The organism is Polaribacter litoreus, from assembly GCF_054584775.1.
The window spans coordinates 149322-174708 of the sequence record NZ_JBTLRD010000009.1 but is presented as its reverse complement, the minus strand read 5'-3'; the positions used below and the strand labels follow the sequence as shown (position 1 = coordinate 174708).

Below are 25387 nucleotides of genomic sequence, written 5' to 3'. Positions count from 1 at the left end.
CGAATTGATCAGGAAGTGGTATTTATAACATTAAAATTAAATTTAGCCTTCCTTTAAAAACGGAAGGTTTTTTATTGCATTTATTTTAAAATTTGAGTATCATAATAAAATAAGGTTAAATAATTGAAAGTCAATGGTATTAGTGTTGTTTTAAACAACTGAAATTCAAAAATTCGATTAGATGCAATGCAATAAAAAACGAGAAATAGAATAATTTAGTCAACAAAACAAAGAAATCATTAAATGAAACTAAACAAACACAGTAGCAGATTAACACAAGACGAATCTCAACCAGCATCACAGGCAATGTTGTATGCAGTTGGTTTATCTGATGAAGATATGCAAAAAGCGCAAATAGGAATTGCGAGTACTGGTTACGATGGTAATCCTTGTAATATGCATTTAAATAGACTTAAAGAAGAGGTCAAAATAGAGTGTAAAATTGCAGATTTAGTCGGTTTAGGTTTCAATACAATAGGTGTTTCTGATGGTATTTCTATGGGAACTTCTGGTATGAATTACTCACTGGTTTCTAGAGATATTATTGCAGATTCTATAGAAACTGTAATGAACGCACAAAGTTACGATGGTTTAATTGCTATTGTTGGTTGCGATAAAAATATGCCAGGAGCAGTAATCTCAATGTTACGTTTAAATCGTCCGTCAATTATGATGTATGGAGGAACAATTGCATCTGGAAATTACAAGGGTAGAAAACTAAATATCGTTTCTGCTTTTGAAGCCTTAGGACAAAAAGTTGCTGGAGAAATTGAGGAAGATGAATACAGAGAAATTATAAAAAGAGCAATTCCAGGAGCAGGTGCTTGTGGAGGTATGTATACTGCAAATACAATGGCATCTGCTATTGAGTGTATGGGGTTTGCATTGCCTTACAATTCATCTATTCCTGCAGAAAATCCTAATAAATTATCTGAGTCAGAAAGACACGCAAGAGCAATTAAAAACTTATTAGAATTAGATTTAAAACCTTTAGATATTATTTCTAAAAAATCTTTAGAAAATGCAATTGCTTTGGTAAATGCTTTAGGAGGTTCTACAAATGCAGTATTACACTTTTTAGCAATTGCACATGCTGCTGATATTGAGTTTACTTTAGAAGATTTTCAAAGAGTTTCAGACAGAACTCCGTTAATTGCAGATTTAAAACCATCTGGTAAATACTTAATGGAAGATGTACATGGAGTAGGTGGTACACCAGCCATTATGAAATATTTATTAGAAAATGGATATTTACATGGCGATTGTATGACAGTTACAGGGAAAACTTTAGCTGAAAATTTAGCAGATGTAGAAGCTATGGAATTTGAAGAGCAAGATGTGATTTTTCCAAAAGATAAAGCCTTAAAATCATCTGGAAATTTACAGATTTTATATGGTAATCTTGCAGAAGAAGGAGCTGTAGCAAAAATTTCTGGAAATGAAGGTTTGTTGTTCGAAGGTAAAGCTGTGGTTTATGATGGTGAACAAGCTGCAAATACAGGGATTTCTAATGGTGAAGTAGCAAAAGGAGATGTAGTCGTCATTAGGTATGTTGGTCCAAAAGGAGGTCCAGGAATGCCAGAAATGCTAAAACCAACTTCGTTAATTATGGGAGCAGGTTTAGGGAAATCTGTAGCATTAATTACAGATGGTCGTTTTTCTGGTGGTACTCATGGTTTTGTTGTGGGGCATATTACTCCAGAAGCACAGTCAGGAGGAGCAATAGGATTGATTGAAACTGGTGATAAAATTAGAATTAGTGCAGAAGATAATTCGATTAATGTTTTAATTTCTGATGAAGAATTAGCAGAAAGAAAAGCAAAATGGGTGGCTCCAGAACCAAAACACAAAAAAGGAATTTTATACAAATACGCAAAAACAGTAGCATCAGCATCTAAAGGATGTGTTACTGATGCTTAAAACTCCTGCTAGGTTTCCAAAAACCTTGTAGGTATAAAACATAAAGATAATATGGAAACAAAAACCATAACCAAACCAAAAAAAGCTACCAAAACTACAGAGCGTATTTCTGGTAGTGAGGCAATTGTAAGATGTTTGATTGAAGAAGGAGTAGATATTCTGTACGGATATCCAGGAGGTGCAATTATGCCAGTTTATGATGAGTTATACAAATTTCAAGATAAAATTCATCACGTTTTAACGCGTCACGAACAAGGAGCTACACATTCAGCTCAAGGTTATGCCAGAATTTCTGGTAAAGTAGGTGTAGCAATGGCTACTTCTGGGCCAGGTGCAACCAATTTAATTACAGGTATTGCAGATGCACAGATAGATTCTACACCAATGGTTTGTATTACAGGTCAAGTGCCATCTGGTTTGTTAGGTTCAGATGCATTTCAAGAAACAGATATAGTGGGTATTTCTACACCAGTAACAAAATGGAATTGCCAAGTAACCAAAGCAGAAGATATTCCTGAAGCATTAGCTAAAGCATTTTACATAGCAAGAAGTGGTAGACCAGGTCCTGTTTTGGTTGATATTACCAAAGATGCTCAATTTAACGAATTTGATTTTTCATATACCAAATGTACCCAAGTTCGAAGTTATAAGCCAGTTCCTGATACAGATATTAAAAAAGTAGAAGAAGCTGCAGAAATCATTAACAATGCTAAAAAACCATTAATAGTTTGGGGGCAAGGCGTTATTTTAGGTAAAGCCGAGGACGAATTAAAAGCTGTGGTAGAAAAAGCAGAAATTCCTGCTGCTTGGACAATTTTAGGAGCTTCAGCAATACCAACTTCACATCCTTTTAATGTAGGTATGGTAGGTATGCATGGTAATTATGCGCCTAACATGTTAACCAATGAGTGTGATGTTTTAATTGCAATAGGTATGCGTTTTGATGATCGTGTTACAGGAAGTTTAAATACGTACGCAAAACAAGCCAAAATAATTCATTTCGAAATTGATCCTGCAGAAGTAGATAAAAACGTAAAAACGGATGTTGCTGTTTTGGGTGATGCCAAAGCGAGTTTAAATTTATTGTTGCCTTTAATCAATAAAAATTCTCATAACCAATGGCATCAGAAGTTTAAAGATTTATATCAAATTGAATACGATAAAGTAATCAAAAACGATTTATATCCTACAAAAGAAGGCTTAACCATGGCTGAGGTTTTGAAAGAAATCAATATTCAGAGTAAAGGAGAAGCTGCAATTGTAAGTGATGTTGGTCAGCATCAAATGATTGCTTGTAGATATGCAGAGTTTAACGTATCAAAAAGTAATATTACTTCTGGTGGATTAGGAACAATGGGCTTTGGATTACCTGCAGCTATTGGAGCAAAAATGGCAGCTCCAGAACGTGAAGTGGTTTCTATTTCTGGTGATGGTGGTTACCAAATGACAATTCAAGAATTAGGAACTATTTTTCAGCAAAAAGCAGCTGTAAAAGTGGTGGTTTTAAATAATGATTTTCTTGGGATGGTGAGACAATGGCAACAATTATTTTTCGATAAACGTTATGCATCCACAGAAATGGTAAATCCTAATTTTGTAGCTATTGCAGAAGGATATTACATTAAAGCTAGAAAAGTTACCAAACGAGAAGAGTTAGCGGAAGCTGTTGCAGAAATGATGCAAAGTAAAGAAGCGTATTTCTTAGAAGTTTGTGTAGAAAAAGAAGATAATGTATTTCCAATGATTCCTTCAGGAGCAAGTGTTTCAGATATACGTTTAGAGTAAAGAATATAGAATAAAGAACAAAGAACAAAGATTAAAGGTTTGAGTGAGAACTTTAAAACTTTAATCTTTAAACCTTGAACTTACCAGTATGAGTACAGAAGAAAAACAACTATATACAGTTTCTGTGTATACCGAAAATAATATTGGATTGTTGAACAGAATTTCTGCAATTTTCCAGAGAAGACACATCAATATAGAAAGTTTAAATACTTCTCCTTCAGAAATAGAAGGCGTTTCTAAATTTACAATTGTGGTAAATATGAACGAGGTAGGTATTAAAAAAATTATTGGTCAAATAGAAAAACAAGTAGAGGTCATAAAAGCCTATTATCATAGTTTAGATGATATTATTTATCAAATTGCGGGCTTGTTTAAAATTAAATCAGAATTGTTGTTCGAAGAACGTCAAATTCAGAATATCATTAAAGAAAGTAATGCTAGAATTGTAACTGTTAACAAAGAGTTTTTTGTTCTTGAAAAATCAGGAAAAAAAGAAGAAATAGTAGAGTTATACAATCAATTAGCTCCTTTTGGAATTATGCAATACACAAGATCAGGTTTAATTGCAGTAACAAAAGAAGAAATGAAAATATCAACATTGTTAGAAACATACAACAACTAAATAGTATCAATAGAAAAGAATAAAAACTAGAGAGAAGAGATTATAGTGATGTATAAAACACATCTATTTTTTATCCTCTTTTTTCTATCTTCTTAACAAACAACTAAATAAATAAAAATGTCAAATTATTTTAACACATTAACATTAAGACAAAAATTAGAGCAGTTAGGTAAATGTCGTTTTATGGATCCTTCAGAATTCGAAGACGGAGTAAACGCATTAAAAGGAAAGAAAATTGTTATTGTGGGCTGTGGAGCACAGGGTTTAAATCAAGGTTTAAATATGAGAGATTCTGGTCTAGACATCTCTTATACATTAAGACAAGCAGCAATAGATCAAAAAAGACAGTCTTATATTAATGCTACTTCTAACGATTTTAAAGTAGGTACTTACGAAGAAATGTTACCAAGTGCAGATTTAGTAATTAATTTAACGCCAGACAAACAACACACCAATGTTGTAAATGCAATTATGCCTTTAATGAAAAAAGGTGCTACTTTATCATATTCTCACGGATTTAATATTGTAGAAGAAGGTATGCAAATACGTAAAGACTTAACTGTAATTATGGTGGCACCAAAATCACCTGGTTCAGAAGTTCGTGAAGAATTTAAAAGAGGTTTTGGAGTACCAACATTAACTGCTGTTCATCCAGAAAACGATCCAGAAGGTAAAGGTTGGGCACAAGCAAAAGCATATGCAGTTGCAACAGGTGGTCATACAGCAGGTGTTTTAGAATCTTCTTTTGTTGCTGAAGTTAAGAGTGATTTAATGGGAGAGCAAACTATTTTATGTGGTTTGTTACAAACAGGAGCTATTTTATCTTTCGATAAAATGGTTGAAGAAGGTATAGAGCCAGGTTATGCAGCAAAATTAATTCAATATGGATGGGAAACCACTACAGAAGCGTTAAAGCATGGTGGTATTACAAATATGATGGACAGATTGTCTAATCCTGCTAAAATTGAAGCGTTTCGTTTATCAGAAGAATTAAAAGACATTATGCGTCCATTGTTCCAAAAACATATGGATGATATTATGACTGGTCATTTCTCTAAAACAATGATGGAAGATTGGGCTAATGATGATGTAAACTTATTAACTTGGAGAGCTGCTACAGGAGAAACTGCTTTCGAAAAACAAGAAATTACAGATCAAGAAATCTCAGAACAAGAATATTTCGATCACGGAACGTTATTAGTTGCTTTTGTTAGAGCTGGTGTTGAGTTGGCTTTTGAAGCAATGACAGAATCAGGAATTATAGATGCTTCTGCATACTACGAATCTTTGCACGAAACTCCGTTAATTGCAAATACTATTGCAAGAATGAAATTAGCAGAAATGAATCGTGTAATTTCTGATACAGCAGAATATGGTTGTTATTTATTCGATCATGCTTGTAAACCGTTGTTAGCTGATTTTATGAAAACAGTTTCAACAAACGTTATTGGTAAGCCATTTAGCTCAGAAAATGGGGTAGATAACCAAGAGTTAATTAGAGTAAATAAGATTATTAGAAATCATCCTGTAGAGATTGTAGGAGAGCGTTTAAGAGCTTCTATGACTGCAATGAAAGTGATAAAATCTGCATAAATACTTAGATCCCCCAATTTATGTAATAAACCTGTCAGATTTAAAAAATTTGACAGGTTTTCTTTTTACTTTTGATCCATGCAAACAGAACAAATTTACCTACCTAGTTTACAAAACATAAAAATTGCAGCTAAAAATTTAGATGGAGTTGCCTCTAAAACACCTTTTAGTAAAAACCTTAATCTTTCTAAAAAATTCGATGCCACTATTTTTTTTAAAAGAGAAGATTTACAAGTTGTACGTTCTTACAAAATTAGAGGTGCCTACAATAAAATGTTTTCTTTAAATGCTGATGAAAAACAAAACGGAATTGTTTGTGCAAGTGCAGGAAACCATGCACAAGGTGTAGCCATGTCTTGTAAATTATTGCAGATAAAAGGTACTATTTTTATGCCTTCTCCAACACCAAATCAAAAAATTAATCAGGTAAAAATGTTTGGAGAAGAGTTTATCGAAATTGTAATTGGTGGCGATACTTTTGATGATGCTTTTAATGCAGCAAAATTAGAATGCGATGCTAAAAATAAAACTTTCATTCATCCTTTTAACGACGAAAAAGTTATTGAAGGTCAGGCAACTGTAGGTTTAGAAATTTTAGAACAAACCCATAAAAAGATCGATTATGTTTTTGTGCCAATTGGTGGTGGAGGTTTATCATCAGGGTTGTCTTCAGTGTTTAAATTATTGTCTCCAGAAACCAAAATTATTGGAGTAGAACCAGAAGGTGCACCTGCAATGCTAACATCAATCAATAATAATAAAAATACAGCTTTATTAACCATAGATCCTTTTGTAGATGGTGCTGCTGTTAAAAAAGTTGGCGATTTAAATTTTGAAATCTGTAAACAAAATCTCCATAAAGTGATTACAGTACCAGAAGGTAAAGTTTGCCAAACCATTTTAGACTTGTATAACAAAGATGCAATTGTAGTAGAACCTGCAGGTGCATTAAGTATTGCTGCGTTAGATTTTTTTGCTGATGAAATTAAAGGAAAAAATGTAGTTTGTGTAGTAAGTGGCAGTAATAACGATATTACTAGAACAGAAGAAATTAAAGAACGTGCTTTAGTTTATGCGGATTTAAAACATTATTTTATAGTTAAATTTCCTCAACGAGCAGGAGCTTTAAAAGAGTTTGTTGTAGATATTTTAGGTCCTGATGACGATATTACACATTTTGAATACACCAAAAAAAACAATAGAATAAAAGGAGCTGCAGTTGTGGGTTTGGAGTTAAAATCATCTAAAGATTTGGATCCTTTAATACAAAGAATGAAAGAAAATAACTTCTTTGGAGATTACTTAAATGATAAACCAGACTTGTTTCAATTTTTAGTATAATTTTTAGAGTATTTAAATTAGAAATTCACTTTCTTTCATTGAATAATTTTAAACAATGTTGTAAGTGTTATTTAGTATTTTTACAAGATATAAATGATAAAATAAAAAAAAATGAAGATGATAAAACGTACTTTAGTTATGGTTTTTGCTGCAACATTATTTATAAATTGTGGTAGCGATAAAAAGAAAGAAGAGAAAACTGAAACCGTAACAAAGCAAGAAGTAAAAAAAGAAATTCCGAAAGAAAAAAAACTTGGTATTTCTGGTAATGATTTAATGAAATTCAACAAAAGCAAATTAACTGTTTTTGAAGGACAAAAAGTAATTCTTACTTTAAATCATACTGGTAAAATGGCAGCAAAATCTATGGGACATAATATTGTAATTTTACAAAAAGGTGTTGATGTTTCTGGATTTGCAATGAAAGCTATTGCAGCATCAGAAACTGGCTATGTGCCACAAGATGCATTAGCAGATGTAGTTGCTTATACTAAAGTAATTGGTGGAGGTGAATCTACAACTATAGAGTTTGATGCGCCAGCAGCAGGAACTTACGATTTTATTTGTAGTTTTCCTGGGCATTATGCTTTAATGAAAGGTAAGTTTATCGTTAAGAAAAACTAAGTTTATAAAACCTAAAAAAGGGCGATAACTTTTAAAGTTATCGCCCTTTTTTTTATGAAATGAATATCAATTTATTTTACAATCAATTTGGTTTTCATTGTAAATGAATGACCAGGAAAAGTACAAACTATCCAATATTCTCCAGCTTTGCTAGGTGAGGTAAAATAAATAGTTTCAGAATCTTCAGGACCAACAGTACCAGAATGTGCAATTACTAAATCACTAAATGGAACATAGTTTAAATCTGGACCATCAAGACCTAATTTAAGTGCCATTTCACCAACTTTAAAAGGTGTTTCTTTACCTTGTTTTGTAATCACTATATTATGAATCATATCATCATTATTATTTAATGTTAATTCAATTTTGCTGTTTCTGCTGATAGTAATTTCTTCTACATCATATTTTAATCCAGGAATTGTACCTATTGATATTTTTTCATCTGCACCAGCTTCACCCCATTCATGAGGCATAGAAGTAATTCGTTTTGGTTGCTCGATTTTTTTGTCAGATTTTTTCATTTCCATTTGCATCGATTTTAACTCGCCACCAGGAACTTCATTTAATGTGTAATACGCTTTTTTATGTAGTAATTTTTCACCTGAATTAGCCGTTAATTTCGGAATTTCTAATTGATGAATAAATCCTAAACGCATTCCGTGAACAGTTAATTTTACAGTTAAACCATCTTCAGAAACTTCAGCTTTATGAATCATAGCTTTTTGTTGGTCAATTATAGGGCTACCATATTTTTTATGATAACTATAATTAAAAGTTGCCATACTGTAATTGGAGAGATCTTCTGCTTCTTCTTTGTTGATAGGTTTTGTGAATTCTAATTCAAAACCATCATTCTGAGCTTTCATCGTTTTAATTTCGAAAGGCGTTTTACCTGTCCATTCTAAACGTTGTAAACCATATTCTTTTTTTCCAGTTGATGCCCAACCTCTACTTGTCATTCCAACAAACATGCTGTTATCACTTCCCCAAATCATTCTTAAAATTCCAGAAGAAAACCCTTCTCTAAAAGGAAAAGCAGCACCTTGATAAACCCCATTTACTTTTTCCATATACACACGCATAATTTTACTGTGCCCTTGGTCTCCAACAAATTGTTGACCTTCAAATGGACCAAACTTCCCTTCAGTTGTGTCATATAAAATATCAGAAGTAGAAATGCCCAAAATAGTATGAGGGAACCAAATAGCTGGAGCTTTTACAGCCTTTTCTTTTTTAGAATATTCGTATAAAGTTAATCCAGAATTGTCTACAATGTCTTCAGGTTTTAAAGTTAAAGGAGATAATGGATCACTGCTCCACTTTAAACCTTCAGGATGTCCTGCAAAATCACCAACCTCTAAATGCGTCATTCTTCCAGAACCTACCCAATCTCCTTGATTTTCGGTATAGAAATAATCACCTTCAGCGTTAATTCCAAATCCAGCAGGAGAACGTAAGCCAGTGGCAATTGGTGTCATTTTACCTTCTGGAGTTATTTTTAACATCCAACCACGCCATCTAACAGGGCTTTTTCCACCACCCATCCAAGCCAAATTTAAGGTGACAATCATATCTCCGTTTTTCGTAAATTTTGGACCATAAGAATAACCGTGATAATTTCCAGACAAAGGCCAAGAAAAAATCGTTTTGTAGACATCTGCTTCGTCATCACCATTTTTATCTATCAATCTTGTTAATTCACCACGTTGAGATAAATAAAAACCTCCATCTTTATAGGCTAAACCTAAGGCTTCGTGTAAACCTTGAGCATATAGTTTGTAATTTGGAGTTTTACCATAAGGGTTTTCAATCAACCAAACCTCTCCACGTCTTGTGGAAACACCTAATTTATCATTATCAGTCAAAGCTAAACCACCAACTTCTAATTTTATTTCTTTAGGGATAGGAACATCAACTATTTTATAAAATTCTGCTTCTTTTTCTTTAATAGATTTAGATTGACCAAAAGCAATTTGACCAATACATAAAATTAGTGTTACTACTAAAATTGTTTTAAATTTTTGCATCGTTAATTGTTTTGTTTACCAGATTATACTGTAATTAATTGTATGATTTCCATTTGGTATTTCAATCAATAATTCATCTTTACCATCAATGTTTCTGATGATTGGTTTTAAATCATTTCCAGAAAAATCAATATAAAAACCTTCATTATTAATCAAATAAATATCGTTTGGTAGTGTTTTAATACTTTCTCCATCAGCAATTTTATGCCATAGATTTTTTGCTTTTGTTATTTGAATCGATTTATGCAATTGACGACTTCCTTTAGGGATAGTAAATTTGTTTGTGATTTTAGTACTACCCAATTGATATGAGAAGGCAGGCATTCTAGTATCATCTAATTCGTAACCTAATTGTCTAAAACCTTTATTTTCTGGCAATGGATCTGGCCAAAGTGTATTGATGTCTGTAAGAGTTGCAAATTCTAAATTTCGGTGCATTGAAATTTTAAAACCAACAGGTTCTCCTGCTTGTTTAAATCCTCTAGACAACCACATATGAGTGGTGTTTAAAAAGGAACCACTCCAAACTTTTAAAAGTGAGCCAGTTGCCAAGTTGTAAGAATAGTGAACACCTTGAGGAGTTCCCACAGAAATACAATGTGTAAATTTTTCGCCTTTGTGATCCACAAAACTGCGTTGTAATCTGGGTTTATCTATAGGTTCAATAATAATTCCTTTTAAAGGGTCAAATTCTCCATCACCTTTTTTTACACCTTCTAGCAAAGAATATCGCTGCATATCTGGTCCCTCCACATGTAAATTACATCCTCTAGCCCAAGGCGCATGTTGATTGTAAATAAATTTAAAGGCAACTTTTCCCTTCTTAAGCGTAAGGAATTTAAAATGTCCTTTATCCATTCCACCCGCAATTCTCATCACCTTTTTATTATCAATATATACTTCTGATGGAGCACTACTGTGACCTTCAAAAAGATATTTTCCAGTTTTTGGGATTGATAATGTTCCTTGATAAACAACTAATTTTCGATCTCTTTTGCTTGATACATCAATAATAGAGAACGTTTTTGTTTTTGATTCTTTAACCTTAGTAAGGTCAGCTAAATTATCTACTTTATTACCAGGGCTTTTATATTCTGTTCTTTTTAAATTGGTTAAAGTAAATTTATTTCCCTCGTACAATTTATACTTGATGTTTTTAAAAGCGACAGGGCCATGATCTCCTTGAATCATTAATGGTCCTCTAGGTTTTTCATTTGCATTGGTACCTCCTCCACGAGTTGGGCCACTTAATTCTATATTTTCTTGAACCAAAACACCATTTAACCAAACTTCTTCGAACCAAGCATTTTTTATTTTTTTACCTGACTTGTTGAATTTTGCAGCGTGAAAAATAACTTTTAAATGTTGCCAAAGTCCTGGAGCTTTTGCTGCATTTACTCTTGGAGGATAACCTTCATATCCTTCTTTTCCTTTTGGTGCTATTTTATCCCATCTTTGATAAATAGCGCCCATATCTTTATATTTAGGCTCTTTTACATTCCAACTATCAAATATTTGAACTTCATAACGACTTTGAAAATAAAGCCCAGAGTTTGATCCTTTAGGAACCATAACATCCAATTCTAACTCTATATCTCCATGTTCAAAAGGAGTAAAAAGATTTTTGTTTTTTTCGGCATCATTTGTATTAAGTAGAATACCTGAGCCTTTTGTAGAAGTTATTGTTTTTCTTTTTGTACGATCTGCAATTACATCTCCAACTATTTTCCAATTTTCGCCAGTCGGCTTAAAGCCAGATAAATCATTTAATTCGATATGAGTAAATGGTAAATAGGTTTTTGCTTCTTTTTTCTTTTCTTTTTTTACTGCAGCTTGAGTAAAATTTGCAGGTATTTCTTCCTTACAAGAAGTAATTAGCAAAACGATACTACATAAAAGCATTAATTTTCTCATAATTGTTTTGTCTTAAAAATTATTTTATGAATCGGAATTAAAATTATAGAATAAATGTCTTATCGACTTAAACAAATGATCTAATATTAGGTACGTATCGTTAATTAAAAAGTGTAATTCAATTTTAGTAGAAACCGTCTTCTCAAAATTGGAAAAACTACAAAACTAGCATCAGGATTAGCAGCAACAAATTCTGGAGTTGCACCATTTGCATTAGCGCCAAAACTATTATCACCAAAAAAGTTTGCTAAACCATCAGAATTAAAAAGATTGGTAACTACCAAATTTGCTGATAAGTTTTTGTTGATTTTATAACCTGTACCAAAATTAAAAACGCTGTAACTTGCTAATTCAAAACCATTAGCAACATTACCTTGTCTTTTGCCTAAATATTGCCATTTTAAGAATGCTGAAACTTTATTTTTTTGAAAATCAGTTCCTAGATTGAACATTAACTTTGGATTAAAAGGAAGGATATTTCCAGAATAGTCGATTACTGTATCATCAGCAGTATCTACACTGCCAGCAGCATCGTAAATTTTCCAATCTGTAGCCTTCGGATTTTGAAGAACTCCGTTAAAACTAAACTTCCAAAAATTAAAAGGTGTATACACACTTTCCCACTCAAAGCCATAAGTATCAGAAGAATTAAAAAGAATTGGAGTGTAAAAAATGCTATTATTTGAATCGTCAAATTCAAAATTTGCAATAGCTACATCTTTTAATTTACTCCAAAAAGCTGTACCTGTAAAAGCAAATTGTTTGGCATTTAGTTTAAGGCCAATTTCTGTTTGAATTACTTTTTGAATTGTTCCTTTTTGGTTAATAGGTACGTTAGAAAAATTGTTGAAATAATAGTTTAATTCAGGTGCTTTGTTACCTTTAGAAAATCTTCCGAAAATGGCGGTATTTTCATCAACTTTATAATTGATAGCAGCAGAATAAGATAAGTATTTATAGTTGTAATCAAAATTATCTTGCTCTCCTGTAGATGTTAAAACACCATTATCATAATCTGTAGCAGCATTACCATCTATACCTCCATTTTGCGAAAAAGGCGCAAAACGATCTTTACTGCCTTTATGATTTATAGTTTCGTAACGTACACCTAAATCTAGATGAATTTTATCAGAAATAGACCAACGATCATTTGCAAAACCTGCCAATTGTAATACTTTTGCCTCTGCATTTACAAAGAACAGTCCACCGTAATTACTTAATCCATTACTGTCTGAAAGTGCTAAATTTGGTTGCCCTGGATTTTCTAATGTAACTGCCAACATTCTTGGATTGGGCTCATAAGTAACAAAGCCAAAAGTACCAGATGTAAAATGTGTTGTATTTGCATATCCTAAAGAAGAACCCAAATTAATGTCGTGGTTCTTTGTCTTTTTTCTAAGGATAAATTGATTCATAAACTCATCAGAATTATTGTCTTTGTACCAAGCAGAAGTACCCATAATTGCATCATTTGGTAAAGAACCGCTAATGTATTGAAAAGTTTGGCCAGCAAGAATTCCAGAGTTATCTACTCTTGCAACTTCTGCACCAGATTGCGCATCATTAAAAACAATTTGTCCAACAGGAAACTGTGCTCCAGTTATAAAATAAGCCAATGGATTGCTTAAAGAAACAAATGCGTTACTAATAGAAGTTTGCCAATTTGCTTTTTTTGATGAAAATTTTAAGTTGTTTTTTAAAGACCAATCATTATCAAGTTCTGTTGAAAAATCAAAACCAAAAGCAATGTCTTTTGTGTGAACTCCTTGGGATGGATTAAAATTAATTTTACCATTATTAGCAAGGTTTCTTCCATCAGGAATACTGCCATCAAAATCGGGCATTAATAAGGAAGTGTTTCTAAAATCTTGACCAAAAGCAGCTGTAGGATTGTTCCAGTTTGTAGCTGCAACACCAGTATAACGATTGGTGTAATCATCTAAAAATTTACCATAAAATTTAAAGCTTCCTTTGTCTGTTTTTTTTATGATATTAAATTTTAATTGCCCTCCTTTACTAAATTTAAAATCAGTATCTCTTGCTCCATCATCTCTTCTGTAATGACCACCAATGTTAAAAAACCAATCGTTTCCAAAAGAGCCACTTAACTCAGCATCAATTCTTTCCATTGCATTATTATCACCTTGAAAACCTCTAGAAACTTGTATTTGACCACCAAATTCTTGCTAAATTCCTCTCGATTTAAAATTGTAAATTCCACCAGGCGCATTCATTGCTGTAATTGCAGAGCTTCCACCACGAATCGCTTCTACTCTTTCTGTCATTAAATCTGCTCTCTGAAATAAATCTGGACTATAATAAGAGTGCTGAATTAAACTTACAGGTAAACCATCTTCTTGTAAAGAAACATAATACCAACCCATATCGTCTTCTGCAGAAGCAGAAATTCCTCTTGTATATACTTTGGTGTAAACTTCACCTGCAGAAGTATCAATAAAGGTTCCAGAGATATTTTGTAATAAACTTGCAGTACCTTGTGGATAATTCTGTTGAATATCTTTTTGATTTAAAACACTTATAGATGTACTAGATTCTAAACTTAATCTTGGGTCAAAAGTACCTGTTATTACTACAGATTCTAAATTTAAAACATCAATTTCAATAGTAAAGTTTAAATTTAAATCTACGTTTTTAACTTCTATTTCTTGTACTAGTTTTTTATAACCTAAAACTAAGATAGAAACTTTATAGTTGCCAGATGTAATATTATTAAAGGTAAATTCTCCTGAAGCATCAGATGTTGTAGCTTTATCTGAAGGATTGAGCAGAATAGCAGCGTTTTCTATAGGTTCTTGATTGTTGTTTACAATTTTTCCAGAAATTTTTACTTGTGCATAGGACAAGAAACTAAGGAATGAAAAGAATAAAAAAGCAAATTGAATTTTTGGGTTACTCATTTACGGTGTTTTTAGAGAAAAGTACAAATATGATATTTTAGAACCAATATAATGTGTGTATTTATTCATTGAAAAATTTTGAACATTATATTTTGTTTGATTCTAATTTTGTAATTTTATAAGCATTAATAATTTATCGGTTTTTTTGATTGATTTTTGGGCTTGAAATTTCATCAAAAAAAATGGATAAATGGTGGTAAAATAATACAAAGAAAGAAGCTAATTTTTTTGAGGTGTATTTTTTTTGATTCAAATAAAATTAAGACGAATTATGGAAGTGTTAGAACATTTTAAAATAGAACCTTATAAAGCGGACGGAATTGTATATCATGCAGATACTTGTTTGCCACTTATTGATGCTTTTGAACGAAAAAAGTTAAAATTTAAAGCTTTGGCTAGGCATTCTTATCCTGGAGATCGTTTAGATGATAATACACTTGGTTTAAATAGTATGGGATATTGGGATGCTAACGAACCTCAAGATTGGGGTTTAGATTGGCATAGAAATGAAGGCATAGAATTTCATTTTTTAGAGTCAGGTTCTATGCCTTATTCGCAAGAAGGTAAAGAGGTTTTGTTAACACCAAATTACTTAACAATTACACGTCCTTGGGAAGCTCATAAAGTTGGGAATCCAAATATTGGAATGGGAAAATTTTATTGGGTTATTTTAGATTTAGGCGTTCGTAGGCCTCATCAAGACTGGGTTTGGCCAGATTGGATAACTTTAACAGATGCAGATTTGGCTGAGTTAACAATGATTTTAAGGCACAATGAAAAGTCAATTTTAAAAGCAGATCAAAGAGTTAGAGCTTGTTTTAAAAGAATAAATACAGCCATTAATACAGATGACAATGGTAGCAATGCTTCTCGAATTCGTTTGTTAATTAATTACTTGTTAATCTTAATTTTAGATTTATTAAAAACAGAAGATATTGTTTTAAATGAGGCTTTAACAGATAGCTCTAGAAGTGTGGAATTCTTTTTAAAAGAATTAGATAAAAATGTGTCAGAAAATTGGACAATAGAAAAAATGGCACAATCTGCAGGAGTTGGTCTTACAAGATTTACACATCATTGTAAGCAACTTACAAATTTAACACCTATGAGGTATCTTAGTATTAAGCGATTAGAAATGGCAAAAAAAATACTAGAAAAACAGCCAGAATTAACGGTTACAGAAATTGCATATATGTGTGGTTTTGCAACAAGTCAGTACTTTTCTACAGTGTTTAAAAAGCACGAAAAATGTTCACCAAATCAATATAAAGCTAGATTTTTAAAATCTTAAAAACACTGCATTTTAACCTTATTTTTATTTGTTTAATTTTTTTCACTGAATAAAAATAAACAGCTAATTTGTTTTTATTATTTAATTTTCCAAAAGGATAATTTTTTTATTCCTAATTGTTTTGATAGAGAAAATAATCACTTTTAAAAAGAAGTGGTTGCTGTTTCTTTATTGGTGTTATATGGATGAAAAATAAAAAAATAAAGACTTAGAAAATGAGTAGAAAATTGAGAATGGGAATGATTGGTGGAGGTATTGGTTCTTTTATAGGTGATGTACACAGAAAAGCGGCAGCTATAGATGGAATGATCGATTTAGTTTGTGGTGCTTTTAGTAGTAATGCTGATAAATCAATTCAATCTGGTAAAGATTTGTTTTTAGCAGAAAATAGATGTTATGCTAGTTTTAAAGAGATGATTTTAACAGAAAAACAACTTCCTGAAGATGTTAAAATGGATTTTGTGGCTATTGTTACTCCAAATCATATGCATTTTGAGCCTGCAAAAATGGCTTTAGAAAATGGATTTCACGTGGTTTGCGATAAACCAATGACCTTAACTATAGAGCAAGCTTTAGAGTTAGAAGAAGTTCAAAAAAAATCGGGTAAGCTTTTTGCATTAACGCATAATTACACAGGTCATCCAATGGTAAAACAAGCAAAAGCGATGATTGCCAATGGAGATTTAGGCGAAATTAGAAAAATTCAAGTGCAGTATTTACAAGGTTGGTTATCAACATCCGTAGAAAAAAAAGGGCAAAAACAGGCTTCTTGGAGAACAGATCCTAAAAAATCTGGAATTGGAGGTGCTTTAGGTGATATTGGTACACACGCAGAAAATCTAGTAGAATATATAACAGGTTTAAAGATTGATGAAATTGCTGCAGATTTAGGTGTTTTTGGTGATGATAGAGTTTTAGATGATGATGGAAACCTATTATTAAGAATGGAAAATGGCGCAAAAGGAACGATGTCTATTTCTCAAATTGCTTTGGGCGAAGAAAATAATTTAGCGATTAAAGTGTATGGTAAAAAAGGAAGTTTGGAGTGGCATCAAGAAAATCCGAATAAATTAATAACACATTGGTTAGAAGAACCTGTAAAAATATTTACGCCAAATGGAAATGATTTATATCCAGAAGCTTTAAATGTTTCTAGAATTCCTGCTGGTCATCCTGAAGGATATTTAGAAGCTTTTGCAACCATATACAAAAATTTCGCAACGCATCTAATGGCAGTAAATAATAATGAGATTATCGAAAAACCAGATTATCCAACAATAAAAGATGGTGTTAGAGGTATGCAGTTTATTTATGCTGCTGTTTCTAGTGATAAAAATAATTCAAACTGGACCAAAATTAAATAAGTTTAACTAATAAATTCCTTCCCTTTGGGAAGGTAAGGATGGGAATGAAAAAAATTAAAGGACCTGCAGTATTTTTAGCGCAATTTGCTGGTGATGAAGCACCATTTAATACTTTAGATGCATTGTGTAAATGGTTTGCAGATTTAGGATATAAAGGTGTTCAACTTCCTGCTTGGGATAAAAGAGTAATCGATATTGATAAAGCTGCAGAAAGTAAAACGTATTGTGATGAAATTAAGGGAATTGTAAATGCTCACGGATTAGAAATTACAGAAATAGCATCGCATTTACAAGGGCAATTAGTAGCAGTAAATCCTGCTTACGATAGTATGTTCGATGGTTTTGCTCCAGAAGAATGTAGAAATAATCCTAAAAAAAGAACAGAATGGGCAGTACAACAATTAAAAAATTGTGCCATTGCTAGTAAGAATTTTGGTTTAAATGCTCACGGAACTTTTTCGGGTTCGTTAATGTGGCACACAATGTATCCTTGGCCACAAGCTCCTGCTGGTTTGGTAGATATGGGTTTTAAAGAATTGGCCAAACGTTGGGCACCTATTTTAAATACTTTTGATGAAAATGGAGTGGATGTTTGTTATGAAATTCATCCAGGAGAAGATTTGCACGATGGTGTTACTTTCGAGCGTTTTTTAGAAGCAACAGGCAATCATAAAAGAGTAAACATTTTATACGATCCAAGTCATTTTGTTTTACAACAACTCGATTATTTAAAATACATCGATTATTATCACGAACACATAAAAATGTTTCACGTAAAAGATGCAGAATTTAATCCTTCAGGTAAAAGTGGCGTTTATGGTGGTTATCAAGATTGGCAAGATAGGCCAGGTAGATTTAGATCTTTAGGCGATGGCCAAGTAGATTTTAAAAGTATCTTCTCTAAACTCACAAAATACAATTGCGATGTTTGGGCTGTAATGGAATGGGAATGTTGTATTAAATCACCAGAACAAGGTGCAAAAGAAGGCGCGCCTTTTATCAAAAATAATATGATAGATATTACAGAAAAGTCTTTTGATGATTTTGCTGGTGGTGCAATTGATGAGCAACAGTTAAAGAATATTTTAGGTATTTAATTATGAGAAAAATTCTTTTCTTTTTTTTGATTTCATCTATAGGCTTTGCTCAAAATAGTAAAGTAGATCCAAAACTTACCGAAATTTGGGAACCAAAACCTCCTGTCGTAAAAACTACGGATAACAATGAAGCTCCAAGTGATGCTATTGTACTTTTTGATGGTTCTAATTTTGATGAATGGACCAACGCAAATCCTGAGAAATCTGATGAACTTTGGATTTTAAATGCTGATGGAAGTATGACTGTGAAAAATAAAGCAGGTAATATTAAAACGAAAAAGTCTTTTGGTAGTATTCAATTGCATATCGAATGGAAATCGCCCTCAGAAATTAAAGGAAAAGGTCAGAGTAGAGCTAATAGTGGAATATTTTTACAAAGCCGTTATGAAATTCAAGTATTAGATAATAACAATAATGATACTTATGTAAATGGCCAAGTTGGGGCTTTATATAAAAGAGCAATTCCTTTGGCTTTGGCTTCTGTTAAAAGTGGAGAATGGAATACTTACGATATTATTTATATGGAGCCTAAATTTGATAAAGATGGAAATGTAGTTAAAAAAGCAACATTTACTGTTTTACATAATGGTGTTTTAATTCACAACAATGTAGTTTTAGAAGGACCAACTGTTTACAGAGGAACTCCTCCCTACAAATCACATGGAAAAGCACCTTTATTACTGCAAGATCATAAAGATAACAGTAGAGTAAGTTATCGAAATATTTGGGTAAGAGAATTAGAAAATTAAGTTTATACATTAAAAAGATTGTTATGAAAAAGAAAACTTTTAAATTATTTTTCACATTAAGTATTATTGCCTTAACATCTTGTTTTGGTCAGAATAATAAGTTAAAGGTTTTAATAATTGATGGTCAGAATAACCATGCTATCTGGCCAAAATCTACCATAATGATGAAGCAATATTTAGAAGAAACAAAACTTTTTACTGTTGATATTGCACGTACAAAATTCTTGTTTAAAAGCACTCAAAAAACAGATTGGCTTTCTTATGCAAATGTATCTGAAGGTGTTGAAGGGAAACCTAAAACCGATCCAGATTTTAGTCCAAATTTTGCTAAATATGATGTAGTTATTTCAAATTTTGGCTTTAAAGCAGCTCCTTGGCCAGAAGAAACTCAAGCAAATTTTGAGAAATTTGTTAGAAAAGGTGGTGGTTTTGTAAGTGTTCATGCCGCTGATAACTGTTTCCCAAATTGGTTGGCCTATAATAAAATGATTGGAATTGGTGGTTGGGGAGGTAGAACCGAAAAACACGGTCCGTATTTATATGTGGATAAAAATAATAAAGTAATTAAAGACTTTACCAAAGGAAGTGGAGGTGCACATGGCAAAAAAGAAGAGTTTTTAATAACAACGTACAATCCTAAACATCCTATAACAAAAGGTTTCCCAAAACATTGGATGCACGCTTCAGATGAATGTTATGCTTATTTAAGAGGGCCAGCTGAAAATGTAAAAATTTTAGCAACTGCAGTATCAACTAAAAAGCCTGCAAATTCTGGTCAAAAAGAACCTGTAGTAATGACGATTAAATATAAAAAAGGAAGAATCTTTCATACTACTTTAGGTCATGATGAAATCGGTTTTTCATCTGTAGATTTAATTACTTTATTGCAAAGAGGTACAGAATGGGCTGCTACAGGAAAAGTTACTCAAGACTTGCCTAAAGATTTTCCAGAAACAGATAAGAGTTCTTCTAGAAAGTTCGTTTTAAAAAAATAAGTCTAGTTTTTAGAGTGATGGAATTTTGGTGTAAAGTACAGGTTTATAGTTTTTTAAAATCTTTTTTTAGTGCTATTTAATAGCTCGTTTTTTTTATTTTGATGTTGATTTTTGATGTAATTGAAGACTTTTTTTCGCAAAGGTTTTCGTGAATTTAGAGTGTATAAGGGTTTTCTTAAATTCTTTTTCGCTAATTTCGTTACATAAAATTATTTTAAATTTTATTAAGACAGTTTTAAATATTCTACATGAAAAAAAACTTTACAAAAATTCCTGATGCATATAAAATTTCGGAATTAAAACATCAAAAAACATATTTAGTAAGTGGCGAATTAAAAGAATGGAAAGGAGAATTTTCAGAAGTTTATTCCTCTATTTCATCAACAGAAAAATATGAACCAACTTTATTAGGTACAGTGCCTAATTTAACAGCTTATGAAGCTATTGAAGCGTTAAATTCTGCTTACAGAGCTTATGATAAAGGGCAAGGTTTATGGCCTACAATGCGAGTTGCAGACAGAATTGAATGTATGGAAGAGTTTGCAGAGCAAATGAAAACCAAAAGAGATGAAGTGGTTAAATTGCTAATGTGGGAAATAGGAAAATCTTTACCAGATTCCGAAAAAGAGTTTGATAGAACTGTAGAATACATTTACGATACGATTGAAAATTACAAGCAGATGGATAGAGATTCTGCGAAATTTCAAAAAAATAGTGGGGTATATGCGCATGTAAGACGTGGCCCTTTAGGAGTTGTTTTGTGTTTAGGGCCTTACAATTACCCGTTAAATGAAACGTTTGCCTTGTTAATTCCGGCTTTAATTATGGGGAATACAACCGTATTTAAACCAGCAAAACATGGAGTTTTATTATTATCTCCATTAATGGAAGCTTTTCAAAATAGCTTTCCAGAAGGTGTTGTAAACATCATTTATGGTAGAGGTCGTGTTTTGGCAACTCCTATTATGAAAACTGGTAAAGTTGATGTTTTAGCATTAATAGGTAATAGTAAATCTGCCAATGCAATTCAGGCAAATCATCCTTATAAAAATAGATTGCGTTTGGTTTTAGGTTTAGAGGCTAAAAACCCTGGTATTGTTTTACCTGATGCAGATTTAGATTTGGCAATTAATGAGTGTATCACAGGTTCAACTTCTTTTAACGGACAACGTTGTACAGCGTTAAAAGTATTGTATGTGCATGAGCATATTGTAGATAAATTTAACAAACGATTTGCAGAAAGAGTAGATGCTTTAAAATTTGGAAATCCTTGGGAAGATGGCGTAAAATTAACACCTTTACCAGAACCAGGAAAACCAGCTTACATTCAAGAATTAATAGATGATGCTACAGCAAAAGGTGCAAAAGTAATTAATAAAAAAGGAGGCGAAACAACTGAAAACTATATTTATCCAGCAGTTTTATATCCGGTTTCTAAAGACATGAGAGTGTATCAAGAAGAGCAATTTGGCCCTGTAATTCCTGTAGTTTCTTTTAAAAATATTCAAGAACCTTTAGATGATATGGCTGAGTCGAATTACGGTCAACAAGTAAGTGTTTTTGGTAGCGAAATAAAAACATTAGCACCTTTAATTGATACGCTTGTAAATTTGGTGTGTAGAGTAAACTTAAATAGTGCAGCACAAAGAGGACCAGATGTGTATCCTTTTACGGGTAGAAAAGATTCTGCAGTTGGTACTTTAAGTGTGCATGATGCCTTGCGTTCTTTCTCAATTAGAACATTTGTAGCATCAAAAGACACAGAATACAACAATGCTATTTTAGAAGAATTGTTAGATAAAAAAGCATCTAATTTTATTAGTACAGATTATTTATTGTAGTATCACTTACAAATATCATATACCTAGTTTTCAATTATTTTGAAGCTATATTAAAAAAGCTATGTTTCTTAAAACATAGCTTTTTTAATGGGTTATTTTTAAAATTAATTTGAATTGGATTTGGTTTTTTTATCTGAAAACAAAGGATTATCCTTTCTCTATTTTTGTTGAAATGACATTCGCCGAAAAAACATATACGTAATATTTTTATAATTTTTTTTAAATGGAATTCGCGTTAAATTATAGTAGTAAAATCATACATTAAATGTTGAGTAGCATTCTCCATATTTTTCATTAAAAATAATATTTTATAAGACTAAATTTTTTTCTAAAAAACCTTTTTGTCATTTCATTATCCATAAAATTTTTATCTTTTTAAGTGTAGAATAAAAAAAATAATGGTTTTTTTTGTTATATCTATAATAATAAGTATTTATCATTAAAATAAGTATTAAAACGAGACAAAAAATAAGTAATAATACTTAGTTTTGTATTAAAATACGTAATTATGAAAACAATTATAGTTGTAGGTAATGGAATGGTGGGGTATAAATTTTGCGAAAAATTTGTAGCAAATTCTAATCATAAAGGTTTTAAAATTATTGTTTTTGGAGAAGAGCCTAGGCCTGCCTATGATAGAGTTCATTTAAGTGAGTTTTTTGAAAATCAAGATGCAAAAGCTTTAGAAATGGCGCCTGCTGAATGGTATTCAGAAAACGGAATAGATTTAGTTGTAGACGAAAGAGTTACAGACATTCAAAGGGGTTCAAAAACCATTATTACCGCTAAAAACAGAACTTTTAATTACGATTATTTAGTGTTAGCTACAGGTTCTTCTGCATTTGTACCTCCAATTAAAGGTGTAGAAAAAGAAGGTGTTTTTGTGTATAGAACAATCGAAGATTTAGAAGGGATGTTGGCTTATGCAGATAAGTTAAGAAAAGAAAATCCAAATGCAAAAGCTGCTGTCTTGGGTGGAGGATTGTTGGGTTTAGAAGCTGGTAAAGCTGTTATGGATATGGGTTTAGAGCCAAATATTGTAGAGTTTGCACCTAAATTAATGCCAAGACAATTAGATGCAAGAAGCAGTAAAGTGTTGCAGCTAAAACTAGAATCTATTGGTTTAAATATTCACTTAAGTAAAGCAACCAATCAAATTTTAGGAGAAGACAAAATTGTAGGAATGGAGTTTGGAGAAGATGATGTTTTAAATGTAGACATGTTAGTGGTTTCTGCAGGAATTCGTCCAAGAGACGAATTAGGAAAAACCTGTGATTTAGAAATGGGAGTTCGTGGTGGAATTGTGGTAAACAATAAAATGCAAACTTCAGATGAAAATATTTATGCAATTGGAGAAGTTGCTCTGTACAATCAAATGATTTATGGTTTAGTGGCTCCTGGTTATGATATGGCTGGTGTTGCAGTAGATCAAATTCTAGGAAATAAAGAAAGTCTAATGCCTTCGGATATTGATATGTCTACCAAATTAAAATTAATTGGAGTTGATGTGGCTAGTTTTGGAGAACCATTTATGCCAGCTTCAAAAGGCCATTCTATCATTTTCGAAAATAAAACACAACATTTATATAAAAGAATTAACGTTAGTCTTGATGGTAAATCTTTATTAGGCGGAATTTTAGTTGGTGATGCATCAGACTATAATATGTTGCATCAAATTTATTTAAACGGAATGAAAATTCCTGAAGATCCAGCACAATTAATTTTACCTGCAACAGAGGGTGGTTCTTCTTTTGGAGATGTTATGGATTTGCCAGATGATGCTCAAGTGTGTTCTTGCGAAAACGTTACAAAAGGTCAGATTTGTGGAGTTATAGAAAGTGGTGAAGCTAAAGATTTAGCTGATGTAGTTTCTTGTACAAAAGCAGGTACAGGTTGTGGTGGTTGTAAGCCAATGGTAAAAGATATTACTACAGCAACATTAAAATCTTTGGGTATAGAAGTTAAAGATTCTGTTTGCGAACATTTCGATTATAATAGACAAGATTTATATAAAATTATAGAAGTTAAGGGGTATACAACTTTTAACGAAGTTTTAGATAGTCACGGAAATGGAGGTCATGGGTGTGAGTTGTGTAAACCTTTAGTGGCATCATTAATGGCAACAATTCACGCAGATACAGCTAATAAAGAATATGCAATTCAAGATTCTAATGATCGTTTCTTGGCAAACATCCAAAGAAATGGAACCTATTCTGTAGTGCCAAGAGTTCCTGGTGGAGAAATTACGCCAGATAAATTAATTGCACTTGGGCAAATTGCAAAAAAATACGATTTATACACTAAAGTTACAGGTGGTGTTAGAATCGATTTGTTTGGAGCAACTTTAAATCAATTGCCATTAATTTGGAAAGAATTAATTGCTCACGGATTCGAAAGTGGTCATGCTTATGGTAAATCTTTAAGAACGGTAAAAACCTGTGTGGGTTCTACTTGGTGCAGATATGGAATGGACGAAAGTGTGAGTTTTGGTATCGAATTAGAAAATAGATACAGAGGTATTCGTGCACCACATAAAATTAAAGGTGGCGTTTCTGGTTGTATTCGAGAATGTGCAGAAGCACGTGGAAAAGATTTTGGTTTAATTGCTGTAGAAGGAGGTTGGAATCTCTATTTAGGAGGAAATGGAGGTGCAAATCCAAGACATGCAGAGTTATTTGCAGAACAAATAGATAATGAAACTGTCATAAAATACTTAGACAGATACTTAATGTTTTATATGCGAACCGCAAAACCTTTACAAAGAACTGCTGCTTGGCAAGAGCGTTTAGAAGGTGGTTTAGCCTATTTAAAACAAGTAATTATTGATGATAAATTGGGTATTGTAGAAGATCTAGAAAAAGAAATGCAAACTTTAGTGAATAAGTTCGAGTGCGAATGGACGCAGGCTGTAAACGATCCAGAAGTTATGAAACGATTCAATCACTTTGTAAATTCTGATGAAGAAGATGATAATATTGTTTTTGTACCAATGAGAGATCAAAAAATGCCAGAACAATGGGTGTAATATAGTTGGCAATATTCAGATTAATAATAATCCTGCAAGGTTTCAAGAACCTTGTAGGTATATAAGAGGTAAATTAATTTGGGCGTTTTAACGGGCTTTACGCACTCGCTTTTTTCTAAAAAAAGAAAAAAGAGCTCAAACAAATGCTTCAATCCCTAACGCAAAAGCCAGCGAATACAATTGGTAAAAACGAATGTAATAGAAGCAATTTTAAGACTAAATAAAAAAAAAGATCTTTCAGGTTTTTAAAACCTGAAAGGTCTAAACAGAATAAAAATAAT

At 32.1% G+C, this 25387-nt stretch carries 17 protein-coding genes; 13 read left to right on the top strand and 4 right to left on the bottom strand.

Features of this window, described 5'->3' with window-relative positions; genetic code table 11:
- Window positions 1-243 precede the first annotated feature (243 nt).
- The 6 genes from ilvD to azu all read left to right on the top strand — a co-directional run bounded on the left by ilvD (window position 244) and on the right by azu (window position 7885).
- Window positions 244-1920 carry a dihydroxy-acid dehydratase gene (ilvD, locus tag ACW9UN_RS09930; RefSeq protein ID WP_459486107.1) on the top strand — a complete coding sequence of 559 codons (1677 nt, stop codon included), beginning with the start codon at window positions 244-246 and terminating at the stop codon, window positions 1918-1920.
- Between the two features lie 51 nt (window positions 1921-1971).
- Window positions 1972-3705, top strand: coding sequence for a biosynthetic-type acetolactate synthase large subunit (gene ilvB, locus ACW9UN_RS09925; RefSeq protein ID WP_459486106.1), 1734 nt, complete (start codon window positions 1972-1974; stop codon window positions 3703-3705).
- 88 nt (window positions 3706-3793) lie between these two features.
- Window positions 3794-4327, top strand: a complete 534-nt coding sequence (gene ilvN / locus ACW9UN_RS09920) for an acetolactate synthase small subunit (protein ID WP_459486105.1) — start codon at window positions 3794-3796, stop codon at window positions 4325-4327.
- Between the two features lie 117 nt (window positions 4328-4444).
- Window positions 4445-5920, top strand: a complete 1476-nt coding sequence (gene ilvC, locus ACW9UN_RS09915; RefSeq protein WP_459486104.1) for a ketol-acid reductoisomerase — start codon at window positions 4445-4447, stop codon at window positions 5918-5920.
- 78 nt (window positions 5921-5998) lie between these two features.
- Window positions 5999-7261, top strand: coding sequence for a threonine ammonia-lyase IlvA (gene ilvA, locus ACW9UN_RS09910; RefSeq protein WP_459486103.1), 1263 nt, complete (start codon window positions 5999-6001; stop codon window positions 7259-7261).
- 117 nt (window positions 7262-7378) lie between these two features.
- Window positions 7379-7885 (top strand): azurin, encoded by a 507-nt coding sequence (gene azu / locus ACW9UN_RS09905; RefSeq protein ID WP_226789234.1) that lies wholly within the window; start codon window positions 7379-7381, stop codon window positions 7883-7885.
- A gap of 71 nt (window positions 7886-7956) precedes the next feature.
- Here the strand turns inward: azu and ACW9UN_RS09900 are convergent, their stop codons facing one another.
- The 4 genes from ACW9UN_RS09900 to ACW9UN_RS09885 all read right to left on the bottom strand — a co-directional run bounded on the left by ACW9UN_RS09900 (window position 7957) and on the right by ACW9UN_RS09885 (window position 14744).
- A complete protein-coding gene (locus ACW9UN_RS09900) occupies window positions 7957-9912 on the bottom strand; it encodes a plastocyanin/azurin family copper-binding protein (RefSeq protein WP_459486102.1) in 1956 nt (651 codons plus the stop codon).
- A gap of 15 nt (window positions 9913-9927) precedes the next feature.
- Window positions 9928-11826, bottom strand: a complete 1899-nt coding sequence (locus ACW9UN_RS09895; protein ID WP_459486101.1) for a 3-keto-alpha-glucoside-1,2-lyase-like domain-containing protein — start codon at window positions 11824-11826, stop codon at window positions 9928-9930.
- Between the two features lie 104 nt (window positions 11827-11930).
- Window positions 11931-13955 carry a TonB-dependent receptor domain-containing protein gene (locus ACW9UN_RS09890; protein ID WP_459486100.1) on the bottom strand — a complete coding sequence of 675 codons (2025 nt, stop codon included), beginning with the start codon at window positions 13953-13955 and terminating at the stop codon, window positions 11931-11933.
- A gap of 57 nt (window positions 13956-14012) precedes the next feature.
- Window positions 14013-14744, bottom strand: a complete 732-nt coding sequence (locus tag ACW9UN_RS09885) for a carboxypeptidase-like regulatory domain-containing protein (RefSeq protein ID WP_459486099.1) — start codon at window positions 14742-14744, stop codon at window positions 14013-14015.
- Window positions 14745-15015: 271 nt separating this feature from the next.
- Here ACW9UN_RS09885 and ACW9UN_RS09880 point away from each other — a divergent pair, with 271 nt between their 5' ends.
- The 7 genes from ACW9UN_RS09880 to nirB all read left to right on the top strand — a co-directional run bounded on the left by ACW9UN_RS09880 (window position 15016) and on the right by nirB (window position 25106).
- Window positions 15016-16035, top strand: a complete 1020-nt coding sequence (locus tag ACW9UN_RS09880; protein ID WP_459486098.1) for a helix-turn-helix transcriptional regulator — start codon at window positions 15016-15018, stop codon at window positions 16033-16035.
- A gap of 215 nt (window positions 16036-16250) precedes the next feature.
- Window positions 16251-17399, top strand: coding sequence for a Gfo/Idh/MocA family protein (locus tag ACW9UN_RS09875; protein ID WP_459486097.1), 1149 nt, complete (start codon window positions 16251-16253; stop codon window positions 17397-17399).
- A 44-nt stretch (window positions 17400-17443) separates the two neighbouring features.
- Window positions 17444-18496, top strand: coding sequence for a sugar phosphate isomerase/epimerase family protein (locus tag ACW9UN_RS09870; RefSeq protein WP_459486096.1), 1053 nt, complete (start codon window positions 17444-17446; stop codon window positions 18494-18496).
- A gap of 2 nt (window positions 18497-18498) precedes the next feature.
- Complete coding sequence (locus tag ACW9UN_RS09865) at window positions 18499-19245, top strand: 3-keto-disaccharide hydrolase (RefSeq protein ID WP_459486095.1); 747 nt, start codon at window positions 18499-18501, stop codon at window positions 19243-19245.
- Between the two features lie 23 nt (window positions 19246-19268).
- Complete coding sequence (locus ACW9UN_RS09860; RefSeq protein ID WP_459486094.1) at window positions 19269-20240, top strand: ThuA domain-containing protein; 972 nt, start codon at window positions 19269-19271, stop codon at window positions 20238-20240.
- 248 nt (window positions 20241-20488) lie between these two features.
- Window positions 20489-22081 (top strand): NADP-dependent glyceraldehyde-3-phosphate dehydrogenase, encoded by a 1593-nt coding sequence (locus ACW9UN_RS09855; protein WP_459486093.1) that lies wholly within the window; start codon window positions 20489-20491, stop codon window positions 22079-22081.
- Between the two features lie 508 nt (window positions 22082-22589).
- Window positions 22590-25106, top strand: coding sequence for a nitrite reductase large subunit NirB (gene nirB / locus ACW9UN_RS09850; protein ID WP_459486092.1), 2517 nt, complete (start codon window positions 22590-22592; stop codon window positions 25104-25106).
- The last annotated feature ends 281 nt before the right edge of the window (window positions 25107-25387 follow it).

Coding starts and splice junctions, on each gene's coding strand:
- ACW9UN_RS09855 (WP_459486093.1), top strand. CDS start 20,489: ATGAAAAAAAACTTTACAAAAATTCCTGATGCATATAAAATTTCGGAA.
- ilvD (WP_459486107.1), top strand. CDS start 244: ATGAAACTAAACAAACACAGTAGCAGATTAACACAAGACGAATCTCAA.
- ACW9UN_RS09885 (WP_459486099.1), bottom strand. CDS start 14,744: ATGAGTAACCCAAAAATTCAATTTGCTTTTTTATTCTTTTCATTCCTT.
- ilvC (WP_459486104.1), top strand. CDS start 4,445: ATGTCAAATTATTTTAACACATTAACATTAAGACAAAAATTAGAGCAG.
- azu (WP_226789234.1), top strand. CDS start 7,379: ATGATAAAACGTACTTTAGTTATGGTTTTTGCTGCAACATTATTTATA.
- ACW9UN_RS09870 (WP_459486096.1), top strand. CDS start 17,444: ATGAAAAAAATTAAAGGACCTGCAGTATTTTTAGCGCAATTTGCTGGT.
- ilvN (WP_459486105.1), top strand. CDS start 3,794: ATGAGTACAGAAGAAAAACAACTATATACAGTTTCTGTGTATACCGAA.
- ACW9UN_RS09895 (WP_459486101.1), bottom strand. CDS start 11,826: ATGAGAAAATTAATGCTTTTATGTAGTATCGTTTTGCTAATTACTTCT.
- ACW9UN_RS09900 (WP_459486102.1), bottom strand. CDS start 9,912: ATGCAAAAATTTAAAACAATTTTAGTAGTAACACTAATTTTATGTATT.
- ACW9UN_RS09860 (WP_459486094.1), top strand. CDS start 19,269: ATGAAAAAGAAAACTTTTAAATTATTTTTCACATTAAGTATTATTGCC.
- ACW9UN_RS09865 (WP_459486095.1), top strand. CDS start 18,499: ATGAGAAAAATTCTTTTCTTTTTTTTGATTTCATCTATAGGCTTTGCT.
- ilvB (WP_459486106.1), top strand. CDS start 1,972: ATGGAAACAAAAACCATAACCAAACCAAAAAAAGCTACCAAAACTACA.
- ACW9UN_RS09880 (WP_459486098.1), top strand. CDS start 15,016: ATGGAAGTGTTAGAACATTTTAAAATAGAACCTTATAAAGCGGACGGA.
- nirB (WP_459486092.1), top strand. CDS start 22,590: ATGAAAACAATTATAGTTGTAGGTAATGGAATGGTGGGGTATAAATTT.
- ilvA (WP_459486103.1), top strand. CDS start 5,999: ATGCAAACAGAACAAATTTACCTACCTAGTTTACAAAACATAAAAATT.
- ACW9UN_RS09875 (WP_459486097.1), top strand. CDS start 16,251: ATGAGTAGAAAATTGAGAATGGGAATGATTGGTGGAGGTATTGGTTCT.
- ACW9UN_RS09890 (WP_459486100.1), bottom strand. CDS start 13,955: ATGGAAAGAATTGATGCTGAGTTAAGTGGCTCTTTTGGAAACGATTGG.